Genomic DNA, 23,624 nt, shown 5'->3' on the forward strand with positions numbered 1-23,624 from the left:
TGCTCCGAACAGGGTCACAGACCGGCCCACCCATTGCCACAGCTGAGATCTGAGGGAGGCGAGCCGTCAGCCCCGGCGTAGCCGGGGCTGATCCTCCCGAGTTACACCACTCCATGGGACGCCGCTCTTGACGCGGGTTTCATCGCGCTGGCGGGCCATGAACTCCGGATCCCCGAAGCCGTCGTCCCAGGGCGGCATGAAGAACACCTGGTCTTCGAAGCGCTCACCGGTGATGAACTGGTGGAGGTGGTAGTCCTGCCAGCCCATCACGATCTGCAGCACCTCGTGGAGGCGGCCGAGGGTGATCGTCTCCTCCACCCAGAAGCGGCGCCAGATCGGCGGTTCGATGCCGTTGAGGCTCACCTGCAGCTGCCGAGGCGGAATCTCTACCGGGTTTGTATGGGTACGGGGATGACATGGCGTGCATGTGCTAAGGGCATTGCCCGCGTTTTAAGTCCAGGTTTGCGTTGCTTAGAAATCTATAAGTGGCACAGATCAGCCAGCCTGGGTAATGTGGTTTTTGATTGATGCGCTGCTATGCCTGCATATCCAACAGACAGTACGGGTATGGCCCTGAACTTTGAAGGCAGGCCTCCCGGAGGGCTCAGGGCTGACGCACTAAGCGCCAGAGCCAAAGTAGAGGCTCTCTACTATTCGCTTCTAAATCCTTATCTAAGTGACAGGCAGAAGGCCGTGCTGGAGGTCTGGTTCCAACTGCCAGTCGTTGTTTTTACATATGGGTATCTAGCTTTCAGCATTGTCTCAGATGCATTGCCAGTCAAACCAGTATTCTGCGCTATTTATCTCTCGTTGATAGCCGGATGGCTTATGACTGCAGCTGCCAACGAGGCCACTCTTGAACCGCTTGTTCCGGTACTAGCTGTAGCAAATAACGCCATCGTCAGCTTCGGGCTAATTATCTTGGTGGCTTTAACCGGGAACATAACCTGGTATTCGGCTGCTGGCCTTGGCGTAATATCTATGACGGGTCTTCCAAATGCGGGAATGCAGCTCGCGGGCACTTGGGCGACAAACAAATATCCAAGGCTGAACCCAAAGTATGGAGCAGCAAAGGAAATTTTTCGAAGAGAAGGATCACCTCTTGAATTTGCTTTTGAGAGGTATTTAGATTCGTCCGGGGAGGATGCGGGCATGGATGAAGCTTCGGCCAAAGGCAAAGCGATTTTGTGCTGGATATATCTAGCACTTTTGACTGCTGCCACTGTTTTGTGGGGATGAAGCCTGTACATGCCTCAGGTCATTCAGCCACTCAATCAGGAAAACCGCCGTTCTCAGTTGGTTGATCGCTTCTGATTCTTGATCGGATTACCACGGATCGGAGCAAACACGGCGCGGCGACCCACAACAGAAAGCTAGGCTCTGCTTCCCGAAAGAGTCTTGCCCGATGGCGCATTGACACCGGTATACAATTATGAAACTCCCCAAAGAAGCAGGATACCGCTAGAACTAGCAATGTGACTCTATAGCGACGCCGGAAGGAGTAGGTGTAGGCACCCAGCAAGATGCAGCGCTAATGAGACACAGTTCTACGGGAATAAGTTGAAAAGTCGAAGTTATATCCGGGCTGAGGCTAGGATCGCTGCTCGTCTTGCGTTGGAGTGCCTGGGTATAGACAGTAAAAACATAAGGCACCACACCCGAGGACCTGTGTCGCTCAGTGCTGCTAACAAGCAAGCCCATGGAGCGCATAGGATAGCAGGAGATTGTGAATAACGAGTCCCGCCATGGCTTGAATCAACCGTGAATCATACTGATGCGGGCACTTTCCGCTGCCGTCGCTCGAGTACAAGTGCTGAGGACGAAGTCCCCAGTTGACGAAGCAAAAGATCCTGGATACAATCGAGACTTGGAATACTATGCTGCATAGAGAAGAACAATATGCTACAAAATGTCAAAAGGAATGGCGCAGGCGTCTGATCCTCAACTCAATAGCCTGTACCAACAACTTGCTTTCCACAAAGGATGACCGCAGTTCAGCGGGAGCGCTAGTTTGTGGCCGATAGGCAAGAATACACTCTTCGTAAGCTCTTTGAACGTATAGAGTCGCAACAAGTTCGTCTTCAAGGTTCTTGATCGCTGGGGAACCAGAGACAGGAAAGACGGGATATATATCGAGGCTGCCGATACGCACTTTCACCAGGCTACCCCTTGAACGATCCACTGCTGAATAGGTGGCAAGATTGAAGAAAGTCTAGCTAGGTCAGAGTGTAATGCAGCAATGAAGCTGGGGTTATCTTAGGCCTAGGTTAATTGCCATTGCCTTGAGGGGTCTGGAAATCAAGCCAATGCACAGCATTGTTGCCTGCTCATGGTTTGCCGGTGGCCTTTGCTACCAGCCTTGACGTAGGTGCGTATCTATAGGGTCACCCCGCCAGCACTGGCTCCACCCACTCCAGTGGTGCCGCTAGTGGATCCTCCAGCGGCGACAGCGGCCGCCAGTGGCCCCGCTGCCAGCTCCCTGCCGGGAGGTCCGGCAGCTCAGCCGCCTGCCGTTGCAGCTGGTAGTCCTTCCCCAGCCACACCGGCCTGGGCACTTCGCCTCCCTTGCCGGCTGAGCTGCCTGCGGGCTTGCCGCCAAAGCCCTTGCCGCCACCTGCCGCCGGCACCTCGCCCTCGCTCACCAGCTCGGGAACGTAGAGCTGCACCAGCAGGGCATGGACGCACAGCTGCTCCATCCGGGCTGCGGTGCCCTTCACACCATCGGCATCCCACTCCCAGTGGGGGGCGCTGAAGTCGGTGTGCTCCGGCTGCTGGGCCTTGGCGGAGGGATCCAGCAGGGAACTGGCCTGCGTGGCGCCGTCCTCGCCCAGCCCCACGCAGGCCAGGCCGCCGCCGGCCAGCCGGAAGTTGTCGGGCAGCCAGCCCTCCATCGCGCGCACGTCGGCAACCAGCACTGAGCGGATCTCCGGGCCCTCCTCGCTGTACAGCGTCGCCTTCGGGAGGAACAGCCGGAAACAGGGCAGATCCCGCGGCAGGGAAGGGGTGAGCAGGGGCCGCTCGCTCTGCAGAAACGCCTGGGCCAGGGCCGGCGCGAGAAACCGCGGCTCGGCGTCCTGCTCCCGCGCCCAGCGGCACACCATCGCCCCCCAGATGCCCACGTGGTCGTGACGGCTTTCGGACTCCTCCAGCGACAGCTCCACCGCCACCGCCTTGCTCCAGTGCTCCGCCCAGCTGCCGAACCCCGCCGGGGAGCGGTGGCGGTGCTCATCGGCCATCAGGTCGGGCCGCAGCTGGCGCAGCAGCTTGGCCACATCCCGCATCATCCGCTCACGCCCGCGGGCGTCACCGAGATCGAAGTGCCGGGCCATCGCCTGCTCCCGCGTCACAGTGGGGCTCCCCCCAGTGTCCCGCCTGGATGGCTCCCTCCCCGGCCGCTGCCGCGCTGATCAATGAGGTGGAGCAGCGCAGCGGCTACCCGGTGCAGCTGCTGCAGGATCCAGAGCTGAAAGCGAAGGCCTCGATCCGGCGCGCCAGCGGCACCGTCACCGCCCATGTCCTGCGCTACCGCGACGAGGACGCCCTCACCGACTACTTCATTGCCTACCAGTGCGGCCTGCTGCTGCGCAGCCTGGCCGAGGATCCCGAGCCGCCCGTCAACCTCGCCAGCAAGCGCGACCGGCGCGAGCGGGTGATCAGCCAGGTGGAAAAGCTCAATCCCCACCTCAGTGCCGCCCAGAACCGGCAGGTGGGCGGCGGCTTATACGACGCCCTGATGAGCCAGCTGCGCTCCACCGCCCCGGGCCTGCTGGTGGACCGGCAGTTGCACCGTGCCTGGCCCGAGCTGCATCCGGCCCAGCGCCAGGCGATGGAGGCCGAGATCCGCAGCACCCTCCCGGCCCTGGCACCGGGCTTCGGGAAGGGGTTACCGCAGGAGCTGATCACCGCCAACCGGGCGATGATCAGCGCCTATGCCGTCGTGGCGGCTGATCTGTTCGCGGCGCCGGACCTGTCGGTGCCCTATCTGGCGGCGGGGCTGGAGCCCACCGCACGCCGGTTGATCGCCCTGGCGGACACAGCCGAGGCCGAAGGCCAGCGCGACTGCCAGCTGATCGATGCCTGGGCCAAGGTGATCGGCCTGGCCGGTTGGTACCGCTGGCAGCAGGCCTGAGCCACGACGCCAGCCCATCGCGGTGCCGGCCACATCCTGCATGCAGCTGCCTGGGGGAGACTGCCGGTGGCAGATCGCCAGAGCGATGGATACCAGCGCCGAAGAGCTGAGGTTCAGCCTGCCTGAGGCGGGCTTCGATCGCAGCCAGTTGCCGGCCGGCACCGGCGAGCCCGGCACCGGCAGCTTCCGCCAGACCGTCACCGCCTTCTTCCAGAACGCCTACCGCTCCCGCGGCGGCCGCCTCGATGTGGCCTTCAGCGAGGGCCGCATCGATGTGCACTGGAGCGGAGCCCAGGAGCAACAGGATGCGCTCCAGCGGGCCCTGGCGCTGATCGAGCAGGGCCGCCGCCCGGAAGCCCGCGAGCTGCTGGAGACCCTGCTGCAGCTCGAGCCCGGCAGCTCCGAGGCGCTCTACAACCTGGGCCTGCTCTGCTCCGATGCCGGTGAACTGGAGCGCGCGGCCGAGCTGCTGGAGCGCTGCGTGGCCCTCGATCCCACCCACGCCAATGCCTGGGTGGCGCTGGGGATGGCAGGCCTGCGGGGGGACACCCCGGAGCAGGCACGGCCGGCGCTGGAGAAGGCGGTGGAGCTGGAACCCGGCAACCCCGATGCCCTGCGGGCCTACGGCACCCTGCTGCTGATGCAGCACGAGCCCAGGGAGGCCGTGGCGGTGCTGCGCCGCGCGCAGGTCGCGGCTCCGGGCGACCCGGTGGTGTTGCTGACCGTGGCCCAGGCCTTGATGGCCGCGGATCTTGATGCCCATGCGGCTGAAGCCGACCAGCTGCTGCGCCGGGTGCTGGAGCTGGTGCCGCGGGGGGAGATCGCCGAGAAGGCCCGACGGGCCTCACAGCGCATCGCCAACCACAACCTGCGCCGCAGCCAGGGCGAAGGCCTACGCCCAATGGTGGTGGACGGTCTGCGGCAGGCCCTGCAGATCTACGAGGGCCTGAAGCCCGAGCAGCGCAAAGCGGTGCTGGTGGAGGTGAGCGCGATCGGCGAGAAGGGCTTGCCAGTGAACCAGCCGCTGATCGCCTACAACCTGGAAACCCTGCCCGGCTCCTTCTCGGCGTTGCAACTGGCCTGCCTGATTGAGATCGGCGCCCGGCAGGTGCTGGGGATGGCGGATGCAGGGTTTGGGTTTGAGGGGGAGGTGCAGGAGGCGCTCGAGGAGTACAAGGCAGGTCCTTGATCTAGGTCGCGACGACGGTGTTGGTTTACAGCCAAGCCAAGCGCCCTTGCAAAGGGGCTGACAGAGGGTGACAGCCCTTGAATCCTCAACTGACAGCTGCCCAGGCACAAACCAGGATTGGGTGATGACGAGCACCGCGACCGGCCGCCGCCAGAAACTCAAGCCCGGTGCCGTGGTGCGTTGCCGCACCCGTCGCTACCTGGTGGAGGACGTCCAAGCCCCTTTGGAGCCAGGCGCCGACACGGTTGTGTCGATGGCCTGCATGGAGGACGACGCCATCGGAGCCCGGCTGACGGTGTTCCGCGAGCGAGAGATCGACTTCGAAGTTCTGGGGGAGAGCAGCTGGGAGGCGGTGGCCCAGCGGGGCTTCGACCAACCCAAGCAGTTCTCCGCTTACCTCAACACCCTGCGCTGGAACTGCGTCACCGCCACCGACGCCGAGCTATTCCAGGCCCCCTACCGGGCTGGCATCGACGTCAAGGCGTACCAGCTCGAACCACTGCGCAAGGCCCTGCAGATGCCCCGGGTGGGCTTGTTCATCGCCGACGACGTGGGCCTGGGCAAGACGATCGAAGCAGGTCTGATCCTGCGGGAGATGCTGCTGCGCCAGCGGATCAAGCGTGTGGTGATCAGCTGCCCACCGTCGGTCTTGAGGCAGTGGCAGGAGGAGATGGCGAGCCGTTTCGGCCTGGCCTTCACCGTGATGGACCGGGCCTACCTGGCCAAGGTGCGCCAGGAGCGGGGCTATGGAACCAACCCCTGGAGCACCCACAGCCGCTTCCTGATCTCCCATGCCCTGCTGCGCAATTCGGAGTACTCCGCGCCGCTGCGGGTGTGGCTGGAGCAGGGCAAGGGTGGGGAAGACCAGGCTCCTGTCCAAAGCCTCCTGATCCTTGATGAAGCCCACAACGCCGCGCCGGCCAGCAACACGCTTCGCTATGCCATCGATTCCGGGCTGACCCGCAGCCTGCGGGACCTGGCGCCCCTGTTCGAGCACCGCATTTTTCTTTCGGCCACACCCCACAACGGCCACAGCAACAGCTTCACCGCCCTGCTGGAACTGCTCGATCCGGCCCGCTTTGTGCGCGGTGTGCCCTTCGAGCCCAGTGATCTGGACACTGTGCTGGTGCGGCGCCTCAAGGACGATCTGCGCCGCATCGGTGAGGAGTTCCCCGAGCGGATTGTTGAACCCCTCTCCGTACCCAAAGGCAGCTTGCCGGCAGATACCCCGGAGCTAGAGCTCTCCCGGTTGCTGCAGAAATACCGCAAGCAGCGGGAGCAACGGCTGATTCAGGGGGGTGCGACGAAGCGGCAGCTCAATGCCGACCGGCTGGTGATCACCAATCTGCAGAAGCGATTGCTCAGCTCGATCGAAGCCTTCGCCCGCACCCTCAAGGTGCACCGCAGGAGCTTGGATCAAAAGCAGGAGCAGCGCCGGGAAGCTTTGGCGGCAACGGGAGCTCAACTGGATCTGCTGCTCGGCGGTGCCGATAGCAACAGCGACCTGGCCGAACTCACGGAAGACGAACTGCTCAATCTGGAGGAAGCGCAAACCCGAGCGGCCCTGCGCCAGACCTTTGAGGCGGATCAGAGCGATCTGGCCCTGCTGGAGCGGATGGGCGAGATCGCAGCAGCCAATCGATCCCTACCCGATCCCCGCATCCATCTGCTGGAGACGTTTCTGCGCACCCACCTCTGCCCCAGCCTCGGCGAGGCCAAGGCTGCATGGAACCCAACCCGGCTGCTGATCTTCACGGACTACGTCGACACCAAGCGCTACCTGGAGCGGCAACTGCGGGACCTGCTCGGGAATGACGATGCCGATCGCCGCATCGCCTCCTTCACCGGCGGCATGAGTGAAGACAACCGCGAACGACTGAAGGCCCAGTTCAATGCCGACCCCGATCAGGAACCACTGCGGATCCTGATCGCCACCGACGCCGCCCGGGAGGGGGTGAACCTGCAGAACCACTGCAAGCACCTGATTCACTTCGACATCCCCTGGAACCCCAGCAAGCTGGAACAGCGCAATGGCCGCATCGACCGCAAGCTGCAGCGCGCTCCTCAGGTTTGGTGTCACTACTTCGTGCTGGAAGACCGGCCGGAAGACCGGGTGATGGATGTCCTGGTGAAGAAAACGGAGGTGATCCGCCAGGAGCTTGGCTCTCTTTCACCCCTGGTGCAGCGGCAGGTGGATGAAGTGCTCGAAGGCGGCATCGACACCGACGACACCGAGGCGGTGGAGCAGCAGCTGCTGGCGATGGATTCAGCCAGCACCGATCGCGGCGCGATGCTCAACCGCGCCCGCGAGGAGCTGGAAGCGACCCGGCGGGTGGAGAAGCTGCAGCAACAACAGGATGAGCTGCGCCAGCTGCTGGCCAAATCCCACGACTGGCTGGGATTCGATGACGACCCCTTCCGCGATGCCCTCAACTGCTCACTCGATCTGCTGGGCGTGAGTGGCCTGGTGAAAGGAAACGACGAGAAGGGGCAATCCTGCTGGCGGCTGGATCATCCCGAGGCCCTGGTGGCCGGCAGCAACGACCGCAGCTGGGAGAACACCCTCGACAGCCTGCGAGGCGTGTGGGATCGCAAGACACCCCTGTGGCAGTGGCGCCAGGAACACCCGGTGCGGCCGGTGATCTTCTCGGATCCAGGCCGGCTCAATGCCGAGGCTGTGCACCTGCATCTGGAGCACCGCTTGGTGCAGCGGTTGTTGAGCCGCTTCCTCAGCCAGGGGTTCCTGCACCACGAATTGAGTCGGGCCTGTGTGCTGGCCAGCACCGATCCGCAGCCGAAGGTGTTGGTGCTGGGGCGGCTGTCGCTGTTTGGCCAGGGGGCCACACGACTGCACGATCAATTGATCAGCGTGATCGCCGACTGGCATCCCGGCGACAACCGCGCTTCTGCGCTGAAGCCACTGGTGGGTGCTCAACAACAGCAGGCCTGGGCCGCCCTCACCAAGGCGATGGAGGCTGGAAACGCGGAGGCGATCTCGGCTGCCATCCGCAGCCAGTTGCAAGCCGATGCCCCAGCCGATGTCGCGGCCCTCAAACCAGCGTTGGATGCGGCAGCCGAACAAGCCCAGGCCACCGCGGCTGAACTGCTCAAGCAGCGGGGTGCCACCGAGGCCGATGCACTGAAGGAGGTGCTCCGGGCCCAGCGCAAACGCATCAATGCCACCGTGAGACAGCGCAACCGGGATCTGGCCAAGCTCGATCGCCAAGCCGCGGCAGCCGATCCCACCGCACTGATTCCAGGGCTGGAAGAGCAGCTGGAAGTGCCGGCCCTGGATCTGCAGAAGCTCTCCAGCCAGGAGCGCAAACAACTCTCGGCTGATCAGAAGCACTGGCAACGGCGGCTGGAAACGATCGAAACGGAGCTGGCCACCGAACCGAAGCGGATTCAGGAGAGCTATCGGGTGATCACCCACCGGCTGGAGCCGGCGGGGCTCGTCTACCTCTGGCCCATCAGTGGATAGGCATGAAGCGTTCCTCGCTCACGCCCTGGAAACCCCGCTTCTCCTACAGCGATGCGTTGGTGGCTGATCTCTGCGCCATCGCCGATGCCCGGGCCAGGGTTGCGTTGCTGCCTCTGCCAGCGGATGAAAGCCTGCGCTTGCGTCACGCGGCCTATCAGCGCAGCACCCGCAGCAGCACGCGCATCGAGGGCAACACGCTGGACGACGCAGCCGTGCGGGTCGCGATCGCGAAGGCGGATCGTGAGCGAAGCAAGGCGGAGCATGAGGTGCGCAACTACTGGCGTGCCCTCGATCGGGTGGAGGAATGGGCCCAAGGCAGCAGCCCCCTCAGTGAGGCATGGATTCAGGAGCTGCATGCTGTGGTAATCGTGCGCGGCCGCGGCAGGCGCCGACAGCGATCGCTGTTTCGCGACGAGGAAGTGCCAGTGGTGGACACGCTGAGCCGCCGCATCGACTACGCCCCGCCCAGACCCGACGATGTGGGCCCCTTGATGGAGCAGCTGTGCGACTGGTGGCAGGCCAGTGAGCAACTGCCGCCGCTGATCAGGGCGGGGTTGCTCAGCCATCGCTTCATTTCGATTCACCCCTTTCCCGACGGCAACGGGCGCTGTGGGCGTCTGCTGGCGACGGCCTCGCTCTGGCGCAGTGGCTACGCATTCCGGGGGTTGCTGAGCTTTGAGGAGTGGTTCGCGTCCGATCGGGAGCGCTACTACACAGCCCTGCAGCTCGGCTGTGCCGTCGACTTCTACGAAGGGCGCCATGACCCTGAGCACAGCGCCTGGCTCAGCTACTTCGTGGATGTGATCCAGCAGGCCGCTGCTGATCTGGCCCAGCGCGCCGAAGCCCTTCAGGGCCATCAGGAACCGCCCGATCCTCACCCGTGGGAGGGGCTGGATCGGCGCAGCCAGCAGCTGCTCACCCGCTTGCGGGCATGCGTCGCCGCTGGCGAGGGCCAGGCGGAACAGTTCAAGCCGTCTGATCTTGAGGAGTGGTTTGCCGTGTCGTCAACCACAGCCCAGGACTGGCTGCGTCATTGGCAGGAACAAGGATTCCTGGAGCCGGCCCGGCCGGGACAGCGCATCCGCGTCTGGCGCGTCTGCGAGCCCTGGGCGAGCTGGGTCTTAAGCCAACCGCAGCAGCGGGAATAAGCCAAGTGAATCCTGAGCTTTCCACCCGGTATCTACCCAGAAACCAAGCTTTTACGGGGCTCTGAGCCACTCGATAAGACAAGTGAACCGCCGATCCCCTCACCCATTTCCCTGAGCCCATGCCCCGCCGCCCCTCCACCATTGACCCCGAGCTCCTGGCCCACCAGGAGTGGCTGGGCTACCTGCAGCCGGTGGGCCTGGTGGTGGCTCCTGCGGCGATGCAGGACGCCGGCTGGGTGGTGACCCGCAGTGGCAGTGAGCTGATCGAGCGGCAGGAGCGCTACCGGGAATCACTTGAAGCCCTTGGCTCTGATGAAGAGGCGGATGCGGAAGACCGGGAGCTGGGTTTCTCCCGCATCGAGACCTTGCTGGTGGATCACCTGGGCTGGAGTGGCGATCAGGTCCAGAGCGACCCGAACCTGATCGAGGGTTACACCAGGGACCTGCCTGAACTCGGCGAAACCTTGCAACCTTCAGCCGTGGTGCCTGCTGCGGCCGGCGATGGTGCCCAGCTGCTCGTGCAGGACTTGCCATTACTCACGCCACTGGATCAGAAGGTCAGCGGCGGCGAGCACCTCTGGCGCGCGAGCGCCCAGGAGCGCTTTGAGCGGCTGCTGCGCGAAACAGGCGTGGAGGCGGGGCTGCTGTTCAACGGCAGCCAGCTGCGGCTGGTGGTGGCCCCGAAGGGTGAAAGCTCTGGGCACATCACCTTCTCACTCAAGGATCTCGCGGCGGTGAGCGGCCGGCTGATGTTCTCGGGCCTGGATCTGCTGCTGGGCCAGAGCCATATGTTCCTCGATCCCGATGGCTACCGGCTCGCTGATGTGCTGAGGAAAAGCCGCAGCTTCCAGGCGGTGGTGAGCAATGCCCTGGCCGATCAGGTGCTCGCCGCGCTGTGGGAGTTGCTGCGGGGCTTCCAACAGGCCGATGAACTCACCCAGCGCCAGGGCGGCCTGCTGCTGGGGCATCTGGCCGAGAACGAACCAAAGCAGCTCTATGGCGGCCTGATCACGGTGCTGATGCGGCTGGTGTTTCTGCTCTACGCGGAAGACAACGCCTTGCTGCCAAAGGATGCGGTGTATGAGCAGAACTACAAGGTGAGCGGTGTCTTTGAGCGGCTGGAGCAGGACGCCGCCGAATTTCCCGACACCATGGAGCAGCGCTACGGCGCCTGGGCCGGGTTGATGAGCCTCTGCCAGCTGGTGTTCGCCGGCGGTGGCGCCACGGTGGATTACCTGCCGGCGCGCAAAGGGCAGCTGTTTGATCCGGCGGTCTACCCCTGGCTGGAAACACCCTGGATCAGCGATGGGGTGGTGCACGAGGTGCTCTCCAACCTGCTGGTGGTGAAGGGCGAGCGCATCAGCTACCGGGCCCTCGATGTGGAGCAGATCGGCTCGGTGTACGAGGGGATCATGGGCTATGCGGTGCGTCGCATCCCCGGCCGCTGCATCGGCCTGAAGAGCAAGCCCCAGGGGGCCAAGAAGCAGCTCACCACGGCGGTGGACCTCGATGCCTTGCTGGCTCTTCCGGGTGCCAAGCGCAAGGCCTGGCTGGAGGAGCAGGCCGCCACCACCCTTCCAGCCAAGGCGGCCAATGCCCTGAAGGCGGCGACCAGCGAGACCGAGCTGTTGGAGGCTCTGGCGCCACGCATGAACCGCGAGCTGTTCGACGGGCCCCAGGCTGCCGGCAGCCTGGTGTTCCAGCCCACTGAGGAACGGCGCCGCAGCGGCAGCCACTACACACCCCGGGCGCTGACGAGGCCGATCGTGGAAGAAGCCCTGCGGCCCTGGTTGGAGCGCTGTGGCGGCAAGCCAACGGTCGCCCAGATCCTGGCGTTGAAGATCTGCGATCCGGCGATGGGCTCAGGCGCCTTCCTGGTGGAGTGCTGCCGTTACCTGGCCGAGCTGCTGGAGCTGGCCTGGAGCAGGGAGGGCATGCCAGATGGCATCAAGCCCGGTGGCTCTGCCCACGGGGAAGAGCCCTTGATCTATGCCCGCCGGCTGATCGCCCAGAGCTGCCTGTACGGGGTCGACAAGAACCCGTTTGCGGTGAACCTGGCCCGGCTGAGCCTGTGGCTGGTGAGCCTGAGCAAGGACGCGCCGTTCACCTTCGTGGATCACGCCCTCAAGTGCGGCGATTCGCTGGTGGGCATGGAGCGCACGGAGATTGAGAAGGCACTGAAAGGAGCTTCTCGGCAGGGTGAACTGCAGGAGGCCTACCTCGATCAGCTGCGGCAGCAGGAGGCCCGCAGCTTCGCGTTGTTCCATGCCGACAGCCGCAGCGATGCCGACGACGCCCAGAAGCGCGAGGCCCTGAACGATCTGAATGCCAGCACTGCCTACCTGCGCACGGTGGGCGATCTGCTGGTGGCAGCGTTTTTCAATGGCAAGAAGCCGAAGGACCGCGAGGAGCTGAAGAAGGACTACCTGGCCGAAACGGTGAAGACAAACTCAGCCACTGAGCTGAAGAGGGAGCTGGCGAACGAGCTTCAGCAGCTCTACGACGGCGAGAAGGGCATCACGCCCCTCCACTGGCAGTTGGCCTTCCCGGATGTGTTCGGCCGGCCGGAGCCAGGCTTCGACGTGTTCGTGGGCAACCCGCCCTTCGCTGGGAACAACACCCTCATCCAAGGCTACCCCGAGGGAATCCTCGACTGGTTCAAGCAGCTACATCCTGAGAGTGGTGGGCTTTGCGATCTTGTGGCCCACTTCTTCCGCCGCTGCTTCCAGTTACTGCGGCCAAGTGGATCCCTGGGGCTGATCGCTACCAACACCATCGCGCAGGGTGACACTCGCAGTAGCGGCCTACGCTGGATCTGTCTGAACGGCGGCACGATCTACTCCGCCCGCAAGCGCTACAAGTGGCCTGGCGTGGCAGCCGTGGTGGTGAGCGTGGTGCACCTATACAAGGGAGCCTACGCCGGCGTGAAGCTTTTGGAGAAGCGGCCAGTGAAGAAGATCACGGCCTTTCTGTTTGCCAACGGTGGCCACGATGATCCAATGCAATTGCTTTCCAATGCTGGCAAGAGCTTTCTTGGATCGAAGATCTACGGCCAGGGCTTTACCTTCGACGATTCTGGGCCGGCTGACAACGACACTCCTGGTATCCCCTCTCCAATCGCCACGATGGAGCGGCTGATTGCCGAGAACCCGAAGAATGCAGAGGTGGTCTTTCCGTATATCGGCGGCGAGGAGGTGAACAGCAGCCCCACTCATGCCCATCATCGCTATGTGATCAACTTCGGGGAGACGACCGAAGAAGCGTGTTGGCAGGAGTGGCCGGAACTGATGGGGATTGTGGAGCGGAAGGTGAAGCCTGAGCGTGATCAGTTGAATGACAACGCTGATGGCCGGCGACGCAAACAATTCTGGTGGCAGTTTGGTCGCGCCACACCTGCACTTGAAGCTGCAGCTGGGCACTGCGAACGCGTGCTTGCCTTGTCGAGAGTCAGAGCCACAGGCTTCGCATATTTGGCGCCAAGGGCTGTTATCTCAGAGCAAACCATTGTCTTCCCAGTCCAACAGTTTTGCTTTTTTGCCTCGCTTCAGTCTCAACTGCATCAACCTTGGTCATATGCCTTCAGTGGATCAGCTCTTGACCTGATTCGGTATTCCCCATCCGACTGCTTCGAGACGTTCCCTTTCCCCGCAGCCCTCCTCGATTCCGCCGCCAGGGATCCTGCCCACGAAGCCACCCACCAGAGCCTCGAAACCATCGGCGAGCGCTACCACCAGTGCCGCGCCGAGCTGATGGTGGACAACAACGAAGGCCTCACCAGCACCTACAACCGCTTCCACGATCCAGCCGAAACCAGCAGCGGCCTCCTGGAGCTGCGCCGCCTCCACGGCGAGATGGATCAGACGGTGCTGGCCGCCTACGGCTGGAGCGATGTGCCCACCGCCTGTGGCTTCGGGCTCGACTATCTCGACACCGAAGACGACGCCCAGCTCCCCGATGAGCTGCAGCAACGCATCGACAGCGGCGAGCTGTTCTTCTGGGATGCAGGCGCCGCGCTCGATTTCCAGGGCCAACTGCAGGCCTACGGCGCCATCACAGGCCGCCGCAAACTGCCCTGGCGCTATCGCTGGCCCGATGCCGTGCGTGACGACGTGCTGGCTCGGCTGCTGGCCCTGAACGCCGAGCGCTATGCGGAGGAGGTTGCGATGGGGTTGCACAGCAAGGGGGGCAAGAAAGCTGCCGCAGCCACAGCCGCAGGTGGCAAACGACCCGGCCGGCCACCCAGGGCCACTCAGGCTGTCGATACTGAGCAGATCGGTCTGGGGATATGACTAGCTCAGCCGCTCTGCCTGTTCTCAGCCCCGATCAGGTGCTGCCCCTGCTGCGAGAACGCCAGAACGAATGGCGACAGCGCTACCAGCTGCAACGCATCGGCCTGTTCGGCTCCACAGCCCGCAACGAAGCCACACCCCAGAGCGATGTTGATGTGTGGGTCGAACTCGATCCCCTCACCCCCTACGCCACCGTCCACCTGAAGCAGGAGCTGGAGGAGCTGCTGCAGCGCCCAGTCGACTTGGTGCGGCTGCGGGAGCGGATGAATCCCGCCCTGCGCCAGGCCATCCTCCGGGAGGGGATCAGCGCATGAGCGGTGATCGGCTTGTGCTGCTCACACCCCTCCGGCAGGCACTGGAGCGGATCGAGCGCAAGGCTGCGCCCCTGCTCGCCGATCCGGCGCTGCTGGACGGCGAAGAAGGCCAGGACCTGCTCGATGTCATCTGCATGCAGTTCCTCGCGGCGGGCGAGGCCCTCAAGCGGCTGGAGAAGCTTGAGCCTGGCCTGCTGGTTGCCAGGTTCCCCGACATCGATTGGAAGGGAGCCATGGGTTTCCGCGATGTGATCGCCCATCAGTACTTCGATCTGGACGCTGAGCAGGTGCTGCTGATCTGTCAGGACGCTTTGCCAGGCGTGCTCAGCGCGATTCGCTCCCTCGAAGAACAAGCCAGCAAGAGCACCTGAACCATGGCCACCTCCACCGAAATCCGCCAGCAGCTGGTCGCTGCCATGAACGGCTCAGTCAGCAGCGCTCAACGCGGCAGGCCTGCGAAGGCCGCTGATCCGGCCGATACTGAGCAGATCGGACTGGCGCTATGAGCCTCGCCCTCGCCCAACCCCAGCTCGACGCCATCGCTGACGCCTGCCGGCGGCATCAGGTGTTGCGCATGCACCTGTTCGGCTCGGCCCTGCGCGACGACTTCGACCCCAGCCGCAGCGACCTGGATCTGCTCGTTGAGTTCCAGCCGATCGAGCCGGGTGCCCTGGTGAAGGCCTATTTCGGCCTGGAGCGCCAACTGGCCGCGATCACCGGCAAACCAGTGGATCTGGTGATGGCCGATGCGGTACGCAATCCCTACGTGCGCCGCGATATCGAGGCCTCGAAGCAGTTGATCTATGAAGCGTGATCCTCGGGCCTTCCTCAGCGATGTGATCGAAGCCGGGCAAGCCATCCACCAGGCTATTGCTGGCATCAGCCTCGACGAGTACGGCAATAGTCGTCTGATCCGCTCCTCTGTTGAGCGTGAATTCATCACCATCGGTGAAGCGCTGATGCAGCTGTCTCAACGTGATCAGGCGTTGTTCGGAGAGATCGAACAGGCACCGCAGATCATCAGCTTTCGCAACAAGCTCACCCACGAGTACATCAACATCAACAACCAGTTGGTCTGGGGTGTCATCAAGACCAATCTGCCTGTGTTGGTCGATCAGTGCCGTCAGTTGCTCGATCGCCTCGATCGGGAGCTTCCCTGACCATGGCCACCTCCGCTGAAATCCGCTCCCAGCTCGTCGCTGCCCTCCGCAGCGATCTGATCGGCCCCAGCTGGGACGATGTTGCCCGCCGCCATGAGCAACTGCCCCAGCCGCCCTCGGTCTGGTTCACCACCGGCTTCCTGGTGCCCCATGTGTTCCAGCAGGAAGCTGGCCGCACCACAACAGACGAGCAACTCTCCTTCTCTGATCTCGCCGGAGAAGAACCCAGCAGCGATGCCGCCAACCGCCTGGAGAAGCAGGAAAAGGACGACGACGCCAACGATGCCCTGGATCAGGCCAACACGCGCCGCAGCTGGTTTACCTCCTCCTGCGGCTTGAGCTTCATCCTGGAGCGCGGCTCCACCATTGAAGCCACTGTCTCCTGGGGGGATTACACAGCCCCGGCCGATGGCGACGACGAGAAGCTCTGGCTGCGCAGCCCTCAGCGCCAAAATGCGACTCTGACGATTGCCGGCGAGGGCACCAGCCCAGACATCCCATTGGAGGCCAAACCTCAGGGCCTTTGCCTGCGCTGGATCGCCCGGCCAGCCCCCAGCAAGCTCGGCTATCCCAGTGATCAGCTGTCGGTGTCGCTCTTTCTGCTCAACAAGCGGGAGCCGCCCAAGACCAACCAGATCCGTCACCGCGATCCGGTGTCTGCTTTCCAGGTGGAGCTGAGCCTCCACTGCCCCCAGGGCTTCCCACCGCGTCGCGATGCCCTGCAGCAGGCCGCCAAGGATCCCGACGAACGCCTCGCAGCCCTTCAATACCGGCACGATACCTGCTTCGCGAGCGGCCACAACGTCGCCGTGATCGCCTCAGGCATCCCCGACGACAACCCCGCCCGCTGCCACACGCTCACCACCACCTGGCTCCCCACCGCCCGGGTGTTCCGCACCCTTCCCGAACCACCCCCCGGCACCAACGTGCCAATGGGGATGGAGGCCCTGGCGGATCTGGCCCGCAGCGAACGCATCGGCCAGCAGTTGATGCCGATGGTGACGGCCTACCGGGGTTGGATCACCCAGCAACCGAAACACCCCATCAGCGACAACGATCAGAACGAAACCGCCAAGCAGCTCCGGGCCCAGGCGGAAGCCTGCGCCAAGCGCATCGAAAACGGCATCAAGCTGCTGGCTGATCCCCTGGTGCGCGAGGCCTTCCGCACCATGAACGTGGTGATGGCCCGCGCCAGCCGCCAGCGCAGTGCCTTCAGCGCCAAGGTGCCGCCCGATCAGATCGGCATGGCTCCGAACACCCGCAGCCCGAAGTGGCGCTTCTTTCAGCTGGCCTTTGTGCTGATGAATCTGCCGGGCCTGGCGGCTCCAGAGACCCCCGATGGCCGGCTGGATCGTGAGGCCGTAGAGCTGCTGTTCTTCCCCACCGGTGGCGGCAAGACGGAGGCCTACCTCGGCCTGGCGGCCTTCCTCCTGGTGCACCGCCGCCTGCAGAGCCCGGGGATCGAATCAGCCGGCATCACGGTGCTGATGCGCTACACCCTGCGGCTGCTCACCCTCGATCAGCTCGGCCGCGCCGCCACCTTGATCTGCGCCCTGGAGCTCGAGCGCCTGGAGCGAATCGAGAAGAGCGCCCCCTACCTGCTGGGTGAATGGCCCTTCGAGATCGGCATGTGGGTGGGCAAGGCCGCCACCCCCAACAAGCTCGGCGGACAGGGCGACAGCGACCAACAGTCCACCCACGCCGTGCTCACCAAGTGGAAGGCGGGCAAGCGCGATCGGCCGATCCCGATCGAAACCTGCCCCTGGTGCAACCGCCCCCTCCAGCCGGAAGGCTTTCACCTGTTGCCCCCGAGGAATCCCGATCGATTGGAGATCTACTGCCGCGAACCCCGCTCTCCTGAGGCCAAGCAGGATTTCGCCCACATGGGGCCATGCCCCTTCCACAAGGGCACGCCATTGCCAGTGCTGGCGGTGGACGAGCAGATCTACCGCCGCCTGCCCTGCTTCCTGATCGCCACGATCGACAAGTTTGCCGCCCTCCCCTGGGTCGGCAAAACGTCTTCGCTGTTCGGCAACGTCAGCACCTATCAGTTGCCTACGAGGAGTGGACCTGCCGGTTTCTGGGGTCCGGCCGAGAAAAGCGCCGGTGGCCTCAAGATCCCCCATGGCCGCCTACTGCCGCCGGAACTCGTCATCCAGGACGAACTGCACCTGATCAGTGGCCCCCTCGGCACGCTCGCTGGCTTGTATGAAACGGTGATCGAGGGGCTGATGCGGCCGAACGCCTCCACCCCACCACCCAAGATCATTGCCTCCACCGCCACCGTGCGCCGGGCCGAGGCCCAGATCAAGGCCCTGTTCGCCCGCAGCCAGGTGCGGATCTTCCCGCCACCGGGCCCAGAGCGCGACGACAACTTCTTCTCTCGCACCATCCCCGATCCCGACCAGGCGCGGCTGTATGTGGGCCTCTCGGCGCCGGGCCGCAACCTCAAGGGTGTGCTGCTGCGCTCTTACCTGGGCCTGATGGCCGCAGCCCAGAAGGGCTGGAACGACAACAAGGCCATGGGCGCCAACAACTCAGCCGATCCCTACATGACCCTGCTGGGCTATTTCTCCAACCTCAAGGAGCTGGGCGTGACGCGCAGCATCCTGGAAGACGAACTCGGCGGCCAGCTGGAGCAATTTGCCAAAAACCGGTCCCTCGCCATGGAGGGTTTCGTCAATCCTTTTGCTTTCCGTAAGCGGCCCAATGAACCACAGGAACTCACGTCCCGGGTGAACACCGCCAAGATCAGCAGCACCAAAGACCGGCTCTCCAAGCCCTACATCGATAAAGACCACCTCGATGTGGCCCTGGCCACCAACATGATTTCCGTGGGCCTCGACATCTCGCGCCTCGGCTTGATGGTGGTGCTCAACCAGCCCAAGACCGCCGCCGAGTACATCCAGGCCACCAGCCGCGTTGGCCGGCAGCTCAGCGACAACCCGGAGCAGAACAAACCCGGCCTGGTGCTGGTGCTGCTCAATCCCAATCGCCCGCGGGATCGCTCCCACTTCGAGCTGTTTTCTTACTGGCACCAAACCTTTTACCGCCATGTGGAGGCCACCAGTTGCACGCCCTTCGCCAGCCGGGCTCTTGATCGCGGCCTGCCTGGGGTGGTGGTAGCGATGGCCCGCCACGGCGATCCAGCCCTGGCTGGGGCGAAGGGCGCCATGGCCGCAGATGCCCTGCAGAGCATCAAGGCTCAGATCGCCCAGGCGCTGCAGGATCGCTGCGTCGCCACCGGTGCCGCCGATGACAGCCTCGACGAACACCTACCCACAGAAGTGCGCGATCACGTGATCGATCTGCTCGAAGCCTGGTGGAAGCTCACCCAGGAGCCGGAAGCCAAACTGCAGTACTGGACCCATGAAGAAAAGGGTGCCGGTGCCGGCTTCCTGCACACCGCCCTCGACAACGATCCGATCTACCAAGCCGAGGGCTACAAGCAATTCACCACCAACTGGAGCCTGCGCGATGTGGAGCCCTCCGCACCGATTCGGATGGTGAATTTCAAGGAAGAGATCACCGCCGACGACTGAACCAGTCGCCCACATCCCCATGCCCCCCTCCACCCGCCGCAAAGCTGCTCCCCCGCCCCTCGGTGAGGCGCGTCAGAGCCAGGTGCTCCAGCTCTACGGACCTGGGGCGATGGTTGATCTGCCCGACTACTCGCTACTTATTGGCGGTTTGGATTTCTGGAACGATCGTGGCTGCGATCTGATCCATGAGCCGCGGCTGCTGAACCTGGTGCGGCAGGCCACGGGGATAGCACGCGTCGACCTGCGCACACCACCCAAGGAGGTGGATCCGCTCAAGAACATCAGCGGTTCGATCAAGGCGCTGCGCTTCCCCGAGTGGTCCGTCGCTCAGAAGGTCAGCGAGAGAATCGCCTTCGGGGTTCCCTGCCGCGCCAGGCCCCTGGTGCATTTCAACGACGGCTGCATCTCGGACTGGCGCACCTATCAGGACGACGAAGGAAAATACCAGCTGGTTCCTGTTCGCTTCGTGATGGCTTGCCCCCACGGCCACCTCAGCGACATCCGCTGGCGCGACTTCTGCTTCCGCCAGTTCGGCTGCAAGAACACCGAGCGTCTCTACCTGCTGGAAGCCGGCACCGGTAACGACTTCACCCAGATCTATGTGCAGTCAGAAGGCGGCACCACCCGCAAGCTTGCCGATGCCCTGGTCACAGAAATGAGTCCTCTGGGGCTTTGTCAGGGGTACACGCCCTGGCTGGGCCGCAACACCCGTGACTCCGAAAAGTGCACAACCGATGGTGAGCCCACCAAGAACCGCCTGTTGGTGCGTTCGGCCACCAACGCCTACTTCACCGAGACGATCTCGGTGATCTCGCTGCCGGAAGAAGCCAACTCCCTGGCCAAGCGCGTCACCGAACTCAAAGACGACCTCGCCTTGATTGAAGCGGAGGCTGATGTGTCCGCAGCCATCAAGTTCAACCCACGTCTCAAGAGTGTCTTCGCCGGGGTGGATCCAGCAGTCCTCTGGCAGACGATTGAGGCCCAGCGGGGCGGAACCAGCGGCCAGCTCGCCCAACCCAAGGATGAGGAGCTGGCGCTGCTGATCGGTCCGATGGATGGGGTCTCCAGCTCAGCCGAGGGGAGCTTGTTCGAGGCGGATGTGTGGCAGCCCCCCAATGCACCAGCCTGGTTCCGCAAAGCCATCAAGCGGGTGCTGCTCGTGCACCGTCTGCGGGAAGTGCAGGCCCTGGTGGGGTTTACCCGCTTCACGGCCCGTACCAGCAGCCTGGGCGGCCTGCCGATCGACACCACCAAGGTGAACCGCCGGGCAGCGCTGGCCAACGATCTGCGTTGGGTGCCGGCCAGTGAGAACAAGGGGGAAGGGATCTTCATCGAATTCGATCCCGCCACAATCAAGGCCTGGGCCGCCAGTGATCCGGTGGTGATGCGCGCCAGCCAGTTCACCAAGGCCTTCGAGAACGAGTGGCTCGCGTCCCGCGGCCTCGACGAAACCCAGTTCCCCTTCCCCGGAGCCCCCTACCTCCTGCTGCACAGCCTCAGCCACCTGTTGATCACCGAGATGGCCCTGGAGTGCGGCTATGGCGCCAGCTCGATCCGCGAGCGGATCTACGCCAACAGTGAGATCGGCTACGGCATCCTGCTGTTCACCAGCAGCTCTGGATCAGAAGGCACCCTGGGTGGCCTGGTGGGTGCCGGGAAGCGGATCGTGGCCTATCTGGACAAGGCCTTCGAGCGCGGTCAGCTCTGCAGCAATGATCCCTTCTGCTCCGAGCACGACCCCAACCACCCCTTTGACATCCGCCCCACCCATGGCGCCGCTTGCCATGGCTGCGAACTGATCGCCGAAACCTCCTGCGAGATCCGCAATGAGTTCCTCGATCGAGCCCTGGTGAGCCCGACCGTTTCGGCAAACCCCGAAATCGGTGATCCATCCTTCTGGGAGTTCATCAACGCATGAGCCTCACGCTGCCAGCTCAGACACTGCGGGCAGTCGCTACAGATCTCCGGCGTCTGAACTACACGCCCACCAGTTGGCAGGGATTGCTCTCCACCCACAGCGAAGCGATCCGCCTTCAGCTCGAGCCACTGTTGGTGGAGATGGTGCGAGAGGGAGCCCATCCCCGCCTCATGGCGTTGCTCCTTGATCGCCTCGCCGATGCCCAAGAAGCTCTCCAGATGGAGCGGAACGCCTGGAGCTTCGTGTGGTCTGGCCCGGATCCTCTCCATGCCAGAACTGCCGACACGTTTGCGACGGTGGATCAGCTGATCCGTAGGGCCCGCTCCAGCCTGCTGATCGCCACCTACAACATCGGCCTCTCCTCAGGGTTCCGCGAGCTGTTGGAGACCATCGCCCTGCGCCTGGAAGCGGGCCAACTGCAGCGCGTGGAGCTGTTCTTCCACCCTGTGCAGATCGCCCACCAGCTGGGCTCCGATCCCCTGGCGGCGATCAAGCAGTGGTTCCATGCCGAGGTGTGGCCCTGGCCCGCCAAACCTCGGGCCTATGTCGACCAGCGCCTGGTGTCTGGCTCTGCTGAGCGCTGCTACCAGCACGCCAAGGTGGTTGTCACAGATGCCGCAACCGACCACGCCAGCGCCCTGGTGTCCAGCGCCAACTTCAGCGAAACCGCCCAGCGCCACAACTTCGAGGCCGGCTGGCTGGTGCGAGAACCCTGGCGCGCGAACCAGGTGAATGATCACTTCATCAAGTTGGTGGCCGAGGGACTTTTTGTGCCCATCTGAAGCGAGGGTAAGCAATCAGCCACGCTTCCTGGTTCTTCAATGTCACGGATCAGCTCGGCGTGCAGCCTCGGTGCGCCGGTAGAGCTATCGGGACGAGGCTGCATTGCCTCTCAGATCAGGCAGTGACCGGAACCTGAGATGTTCGGCGTCGGCCTGCCTCAGCGTGCGCGGCGGGGCAAGGGCTTGGCAAGCGGCCTCGCTGCGCTCTGCCGCCCTTGCCCTCCCCGCGCCTGGCTTCGGCGTCCTTCGCCAGCTTCGCCATGGCGTCCACACCGTTTCCGGTTGTCCTCCACGATCACACCAAGGCCGGCATCCGCTGGCGGGTCTCCATCCATCCCGAGCACTGTGCTGAAGGCACCGTGGTGGTGCGCTTCCTCAAACGCGGCAGGTCCGGCAGGCTCCTCGATCAGCTCTGCCGTTGGAGTCCCCAGGGCGGCTGGGCTCCAGGTCACGCCCCCAGCGCCCGGGTGCCGCAGCTCCTGCGGAGGCGCATCGAAGCGGAGCTGCAGCGGCGCCATCGTCGTTCCAGGCAGTCCCCAGTGGCGGCAGCCACCAAGGCGCCGGTTCATCGCAGCAGCATCCCCGGGGTCACCGAGGCGGTGGGCTGCGGCCGGATGAGCTTCCCGGCCTTCCTGGCGATGGAGCTCATCGAGGCCTATCTGCCCCTCTGGGATCCGCGGCACACGGCATCCCAGGCCCACTGATCAGCCTTGCCGGGGGCGGCTGGCTTCGGCTGGCTGCCCCCTTTGAGGCGACGGTCGATCCGGCTGCGCCGGCCGGTTCGCGGGCGCACACACCAGCACGGGCGGGGTGGGCGGAGAGGCGCTCAGCAGGGCTGAGGCGGTGGTCCCTGGCGCTCGGCGCACACCTCCCCGATGGTGCAGCGGGTAGCCAGCAGCCGATCGCTGCGCTCACGGGCTGGCGGGTGCCGGGGGGTCAAGGGCAGGACAAGCGGCTGCGCCGCCCTTGACACCCCGGCTGGCCGCTGCGGAGGGGCGGTGTTCTTCGCCTCCATCGCCATGGAAGCCACCACCCTCCAGCGCAAAGCCCGCCTGGCTCTTGCCCACACCTTCGCCGCAATCTGGCTCGCGTGCGAGCTCACCCATCAGGCCGGATTCGCCTGCGGCTCTGCCGTCCATCGCCTCCATCAGTGGATGGCAGCCAAAGCCGAGAGGCCGGCCCCCGATCCCCAGCTGCAGGGCGTGATCGATGGCTGGGAAGAAGCCTGCGCCGCCGGCCAGTGGCAGGAGCCCGAGCCCGTCGAGCCCCTCTGCCCAGGGGCCTGGTGGGATCTGATCGATCCCGGCAGCGCAGCTGAGGCCGATCCGGAGCAGCCCCTGCGCTGGGCCGTCTGAGCACGGCCTTCCCCGGCGGGGGAAGCCCCGCTGCCGATGGGCTCAGCCGTGGCAATGCTGGAGCTGTTGCCTCCCGCCCGACGCCATGGATGCCACCGATTCCCGCCATCAGCGGCTCGCTGAGCTGCGCCTCCAGCTGGCCGAGCTGAACGACAGGGGCCGGCAGCCAGCTCCCGGCTCACCCGAACGCGATGCCGTGCTGCAGGAGTGGGCACCAGTCCACACCGCGGTGCTGGCGCTGGCCGATGAGCTGGAGGGCGAGGCGTGATCTGTGGCAGCACCCTGCTGATCAAGCAGCAGGGTGCTTCATTCAGCAC

General features: G+C 64.2%; 19 protein-coding genes. 17 read left to right on the plus strand and 2 right to left on the minus strand.

Features of this window, described 5'->3' with window-relative positions; translation table 11 throughout:
• Positions 1-66: 66 nt before the first annotated feature.
• The gene (locus tag KBY96_RS14020; RefSeq protein ID WP_254980122.1) at positions 67-363 is read right to left on the minus strand and encodes a plasmid pRiA4b ORF-3 family protein; all 297 of its coding nucleotides are present in this window, start codon (positions 361-363) and stop codon (positions 67-69) included.
• 204 nt (positions 364-567) lie between these two features.
• Between KBY96_RS14020 and KBY96_RS14025 the strand changes: the two genes are divergently transcribed.
• Complete coding sequence (locus KBY96_RS14025) at positions 568-1,239, plus strand: hypothetical protein (protein ID WP_254980124.1); 672 nt, start codon at positions 568-570, stop codon at positions 1,237-1,239.
• Between the two features lie 1,145 nt (positions 1,240-2,384).
• Here KBY96_RS14025 and KBY96_RS14030 read toward each other — a convergent pair.
• Positions 2,385-3,329: a hypothetical protein gene (locus tag KBY96_RS14030; RefSeq protein ID WP_254980126.1), complete on the minus strand. Its 945-nt coding sequence runs from the start codon at positions 3,327-3,329 to the stop codon at positions 2,385-2,387.
• A gap of 47 nt (positions 3,330-3,376) precedes the next feature.
• Between KBY96_RS14030 and KBY96_RS14035 the strand changes: the two genes are divergently transcribed.
• From KBY96_RS14035 to KBY96_RS14110, 16 genes are all read left to right on the plus strand, one after another.
• Complete coding sequence (locus tag KBY96_RS14035) at positions 3,377-4,129, plus strand: hypothetical protein (protein ID WP_254980127.1); 753 nt, start codon at positions 3,377-3,379, stop codon at positions 4,127-4,129.
• Between the two features lie 85 nt (positions 4,130-4,214).
• Positions 4,215-5,318: a tetratricopeptide repeat protein gene (locus KBY96_RS14040; RefSeq protein WP_254980129.1), complete on the plus strand. Its 1,104-nt coding sequence runs from the start codon at positions 4,215-4,217 to the stop codon at positions 5,316-5,318.
• Positions 5,319-5,442: 124 nt separating this feature from the next.
• Positions 5,443-8,799: a DISARM system SNF2-like helicase DrmD gene (gene drmD / locus KBY96_RS14045; RefSeq protein ID WP_254980131.1), complete on the plus strand. Its 3,357-nt coding sequence runs from the start codon at positions 5,443-5,445 to the stop codon at positions 8,797-8,799.
• A 2-nt stretch (positions 8,800-8,801) separates the two neighbouring features.
• A complete protein-coding gene (locus KBY96_RS14050) occupies positions 8,802-9,947 on the plus strand; it encodes a Fic family protein (protein WP_254980132.1) in 1,146 nt (381 codons plus the stop codon).
• A gap of 119 nt (positions 9,948-10,066) precedes the next feature.
• Positions 10,067-14,236, plus strand: coding sequence for an Eco57I restriction-modification methylase domain-containing protein (locus tag KBY96_RS14055; protein ID WP_254980133.1), 4,170 nt, complete (start codon positions 10,067-10,069; stop codon positions 14,234-14,236).
• Positions 14,233-14,550 carry a type VII toxin-antitoxin system MntA family adenylyltransferase antitoxin gene (locus KBY96_RS14060; RefSeq protein ID WP_254980134.1) on the plus strand — a complete coding sequence of 106 codons (318 nt, stop codon included), beginning with the start codon at positions 14,233-14,235 and terminating at the stop codon, positions 14,548-14,550. The genes KBY96_RS14055 and KBY96_RS14060 overlap by 4 nt, the downstream gene beginning before the upstream one ends.
• Complete coding sequence (locus KBY96_RS14065; RefSeq protein ID WP_254980136.1) at positions 14,547-14,921, plus strand: DUF86 domain-containing protein; 375 nt, start codon at positions 14,547-14,549, stop codon at positions 14,919-14,921. Before KBY96_RS14060 ends, KBY96_RS14065 begins: the two co-directional genes overlap by 4 nt.
• A 3-nt stretch (positions 14,922-14,924) precedes the next feature.
• Positions 14,925-15,056, plus strand: a complete 132-nt coding sequence (locus KBY96_RS14070; protein WP_254980138.1) for a hypothetical protein — start codon at positions 14,925-14,927, stop codon at positions 15,054-15,056.
• Complete coding sequence (locus KBY96_RS14075; protein WP_254980141.1) at positions 15,053-15,364, plus strand: nucleotidyltransferase family protein; 312 nt, start codon at positions 15,053-15,055, stop codon at positions 15,362-15,364. Before KBY96_RS14070 ends, KBY96_RS14075 begins: the two co-directional genes overlap by 4 nt.
• Positions 15,354-15,710, plus strand: coding sequence for a DUF86 domain-containing protein (locus KBY96_RS14080; protein ID WP_254980143.1), 357 nt, complete (start codon positions 15,354-15,356; stop codon positions 15,708-15,710). The genes KBY96_RS14075 and KBY96_RS14080 overlap by 11 nt, the downstream gene beginning before the upstream one ends.
• Positions 15,711-15,712: 2 nt before the next feature.
• Positions 15,713-19,252, plus strand: coding sequence for a DISARM system helicase DrmA (drmA, locus tag KBY96_RS14085; protein WP_254980145.1), 3,540 nt, complete (start codon positions 15,713-15,715; stop codon positions 19,250-19,252).
• A gap of 19 nt (positions 19,253-19,271) precedes the next feature.
• Positions 19,272-21,170 (plus strand): DUF1998 domain-containing protein, encoded by a 1,899-nt coding sequence (gene drmB / locus KBY96_RS14090; RefSeq protein ID WP_254980147.1) that lies wholly within the window; start codon positions 19,272-19,274, stop codon positions 21,168-21,170.
• Positions 21,167-21,952, plus strand: a complete 786-nt coding sequence (gene drmC / locus KBY96_RS14095; RefSeq protein WP_254980148.1) for a DISARM system phospholipase D-like protein DrmC — start codon at positions 21,167-21,169, stop codon at positions 21,950-21,952. Before drmB ends, drmC begins: the two co-directional genes overlap by 4 nt.
• Before the next feature lie 215 nt (positions 21,953-22,167).
• Positions 22,168-22,656 (plus strand): hypothetical protein, encoded by a 489-nt coding sequence (locus KBY96_RS14100; protein WP_254980149.1) that lies wholly within the window; start codon positions 22,168-22,170, stop codon positions 22,654-22,656.
• A gap of 294 nt (positions 22,657-22,950) precedes the next feature.
• Positions 22,951-23,307, plus strand: coding sequence for a hypothetical protein (locus KBY96_RS14105; protein WP_254980150.1), 357 nt, complete (start codon positions 22,951-22,953; stop codon positions 23,305-23,307).
• A gap of 85 nt (positions 23,308-23,392) precedes the next feature.
• Entirely contained in the window at positions 23,393-23,575 is a 183-nt protein-coding gene (locus KBY96_RS14110) for a hypothetical protein (protein WP_254980151.1), read from the plus strand.
• Positions 23,576-23,624: the final 49 nt, after the last annotated feature.

It is taken from the genome of Cyanobium sp. ATX 6A2 (assembly GCF_024346355.1).
GTDB lineage: Bacteria > Cyanobacteriota > Cyanobacteriia > PCC-6307 > Cyanobiaceae > NIES-981.

Bases quoted from the DNA above. Each gene is read 5' to 3' on its own strand.
- KBY96_RS14025 (WP_254980124.1), top strand. From the start codon at position 568: ATGGCCCTGAACTTTGAAGGCAGGCCTCCCGGAGGGCTCAGGGCTGAC.
- KBY96_RS14030 (WP_254980126.1), bottom strand. From the start codon at position 3,329: ATGGCCCGGCACTTCGATCTCGGTGACGCCCGCGGGCGTGAGCGGATG.
- KBY96_RS14035 (WP_254980127.1), top strand. From the start codon at position 3,377: ATGGCTCCCTCCCCGGCCGCTGCCGCGCTGATCAATGAGGTGGAGCAG.
- KBY96_RS14040 (WP_254980129.1), top strand. From the start codon at position 4,215: ATGGATACCAGCGCCGAAGAGCTGAGGTTCAGCCTGCCTGAGGCGGGC.
- drmD (WP_254980131.1), top strand. From the start codon at position 5,443: ATGACGAGCACCGCGACCGGCCGCCGCCAGAAACTCAAGCCCGGTGCC.
- KBY96_RS14050 (WP_254980132.1), top strand. From the start codon at position 8,802: ATGAAGCGTTCCTCGCTCACGCCCTGGAAACCCCGCTTCTCCTACAGC.
- KBY96_RS14055 (WP_254980133.1), top strand. From the start codon at position 10,067: ATGCCCCGCCGCCCCTCCACCATTGACCCCGAGCTCCTGGCCCACCAG.
- KBY96_RS14060 (WP_254980134.1), top strand. From the start codon at position 14,233: ATGACTAGCTCAGCCGCTCTGCCTGTTCTCAGCCCCGATCAGGTGCTG.
- KBY96_RS14065 (WP_254980136.1), top strand. From the start codon at position 14,547: ATGAGCGGTGATCGGCTTGTGCTGCTCACACCCCTCCGGCAGGCACTG.
- KBY96_RS14070 (WP_254980138.1), top strand. From the start codon at position 14,925: ATGGCCACCTCCACCGAAATCCGCCAGCAGCTGGTCGCTGCCATGAAC.
- KBY96_RS14075 (WP_254980141.1), top strand. From the start codon at position 15,053: ATGAGCCTCGCCCTCGCCCAACCCCAGCTCGACGCCATCGCTGACGCC.
- KBY96_RS14080 (WP_254980143.1), top strand. From the start codon at position 15,354: ATGAAGCGTGATCCTCGGGCCTTCCTCAGCGATGTGATCGAAGCCGGG.
- drmA (WP_254980145.1), top strand. From the start codon at position 15,713: ATGGCCACCTCCGCTGAAATCCGCTCCCAGCTCGTCGCTGCCCTCCGC.
- drmB (WP_254980147.1), top strand. From the start codon at position 19,272: ATGCCCCCCTCCACCCGCCGCAAAGCTGCTCCCCCGCCCCTCGGTGAG.
- drmC (WP_254980148.1), top strand. From the start codon at position 21,167: ATGAGCCTCACGCTGCCAGCTCAGACACTGCGGGCAGTCGCTACAGAT.
- KBY96_RS14110 (WP_254980151.1), top strand. From the start codon at position 23,393: ATGGATGCCACCGATTCCCGCCATCAGCGGCTCGCTGAGCTGCGCCTC.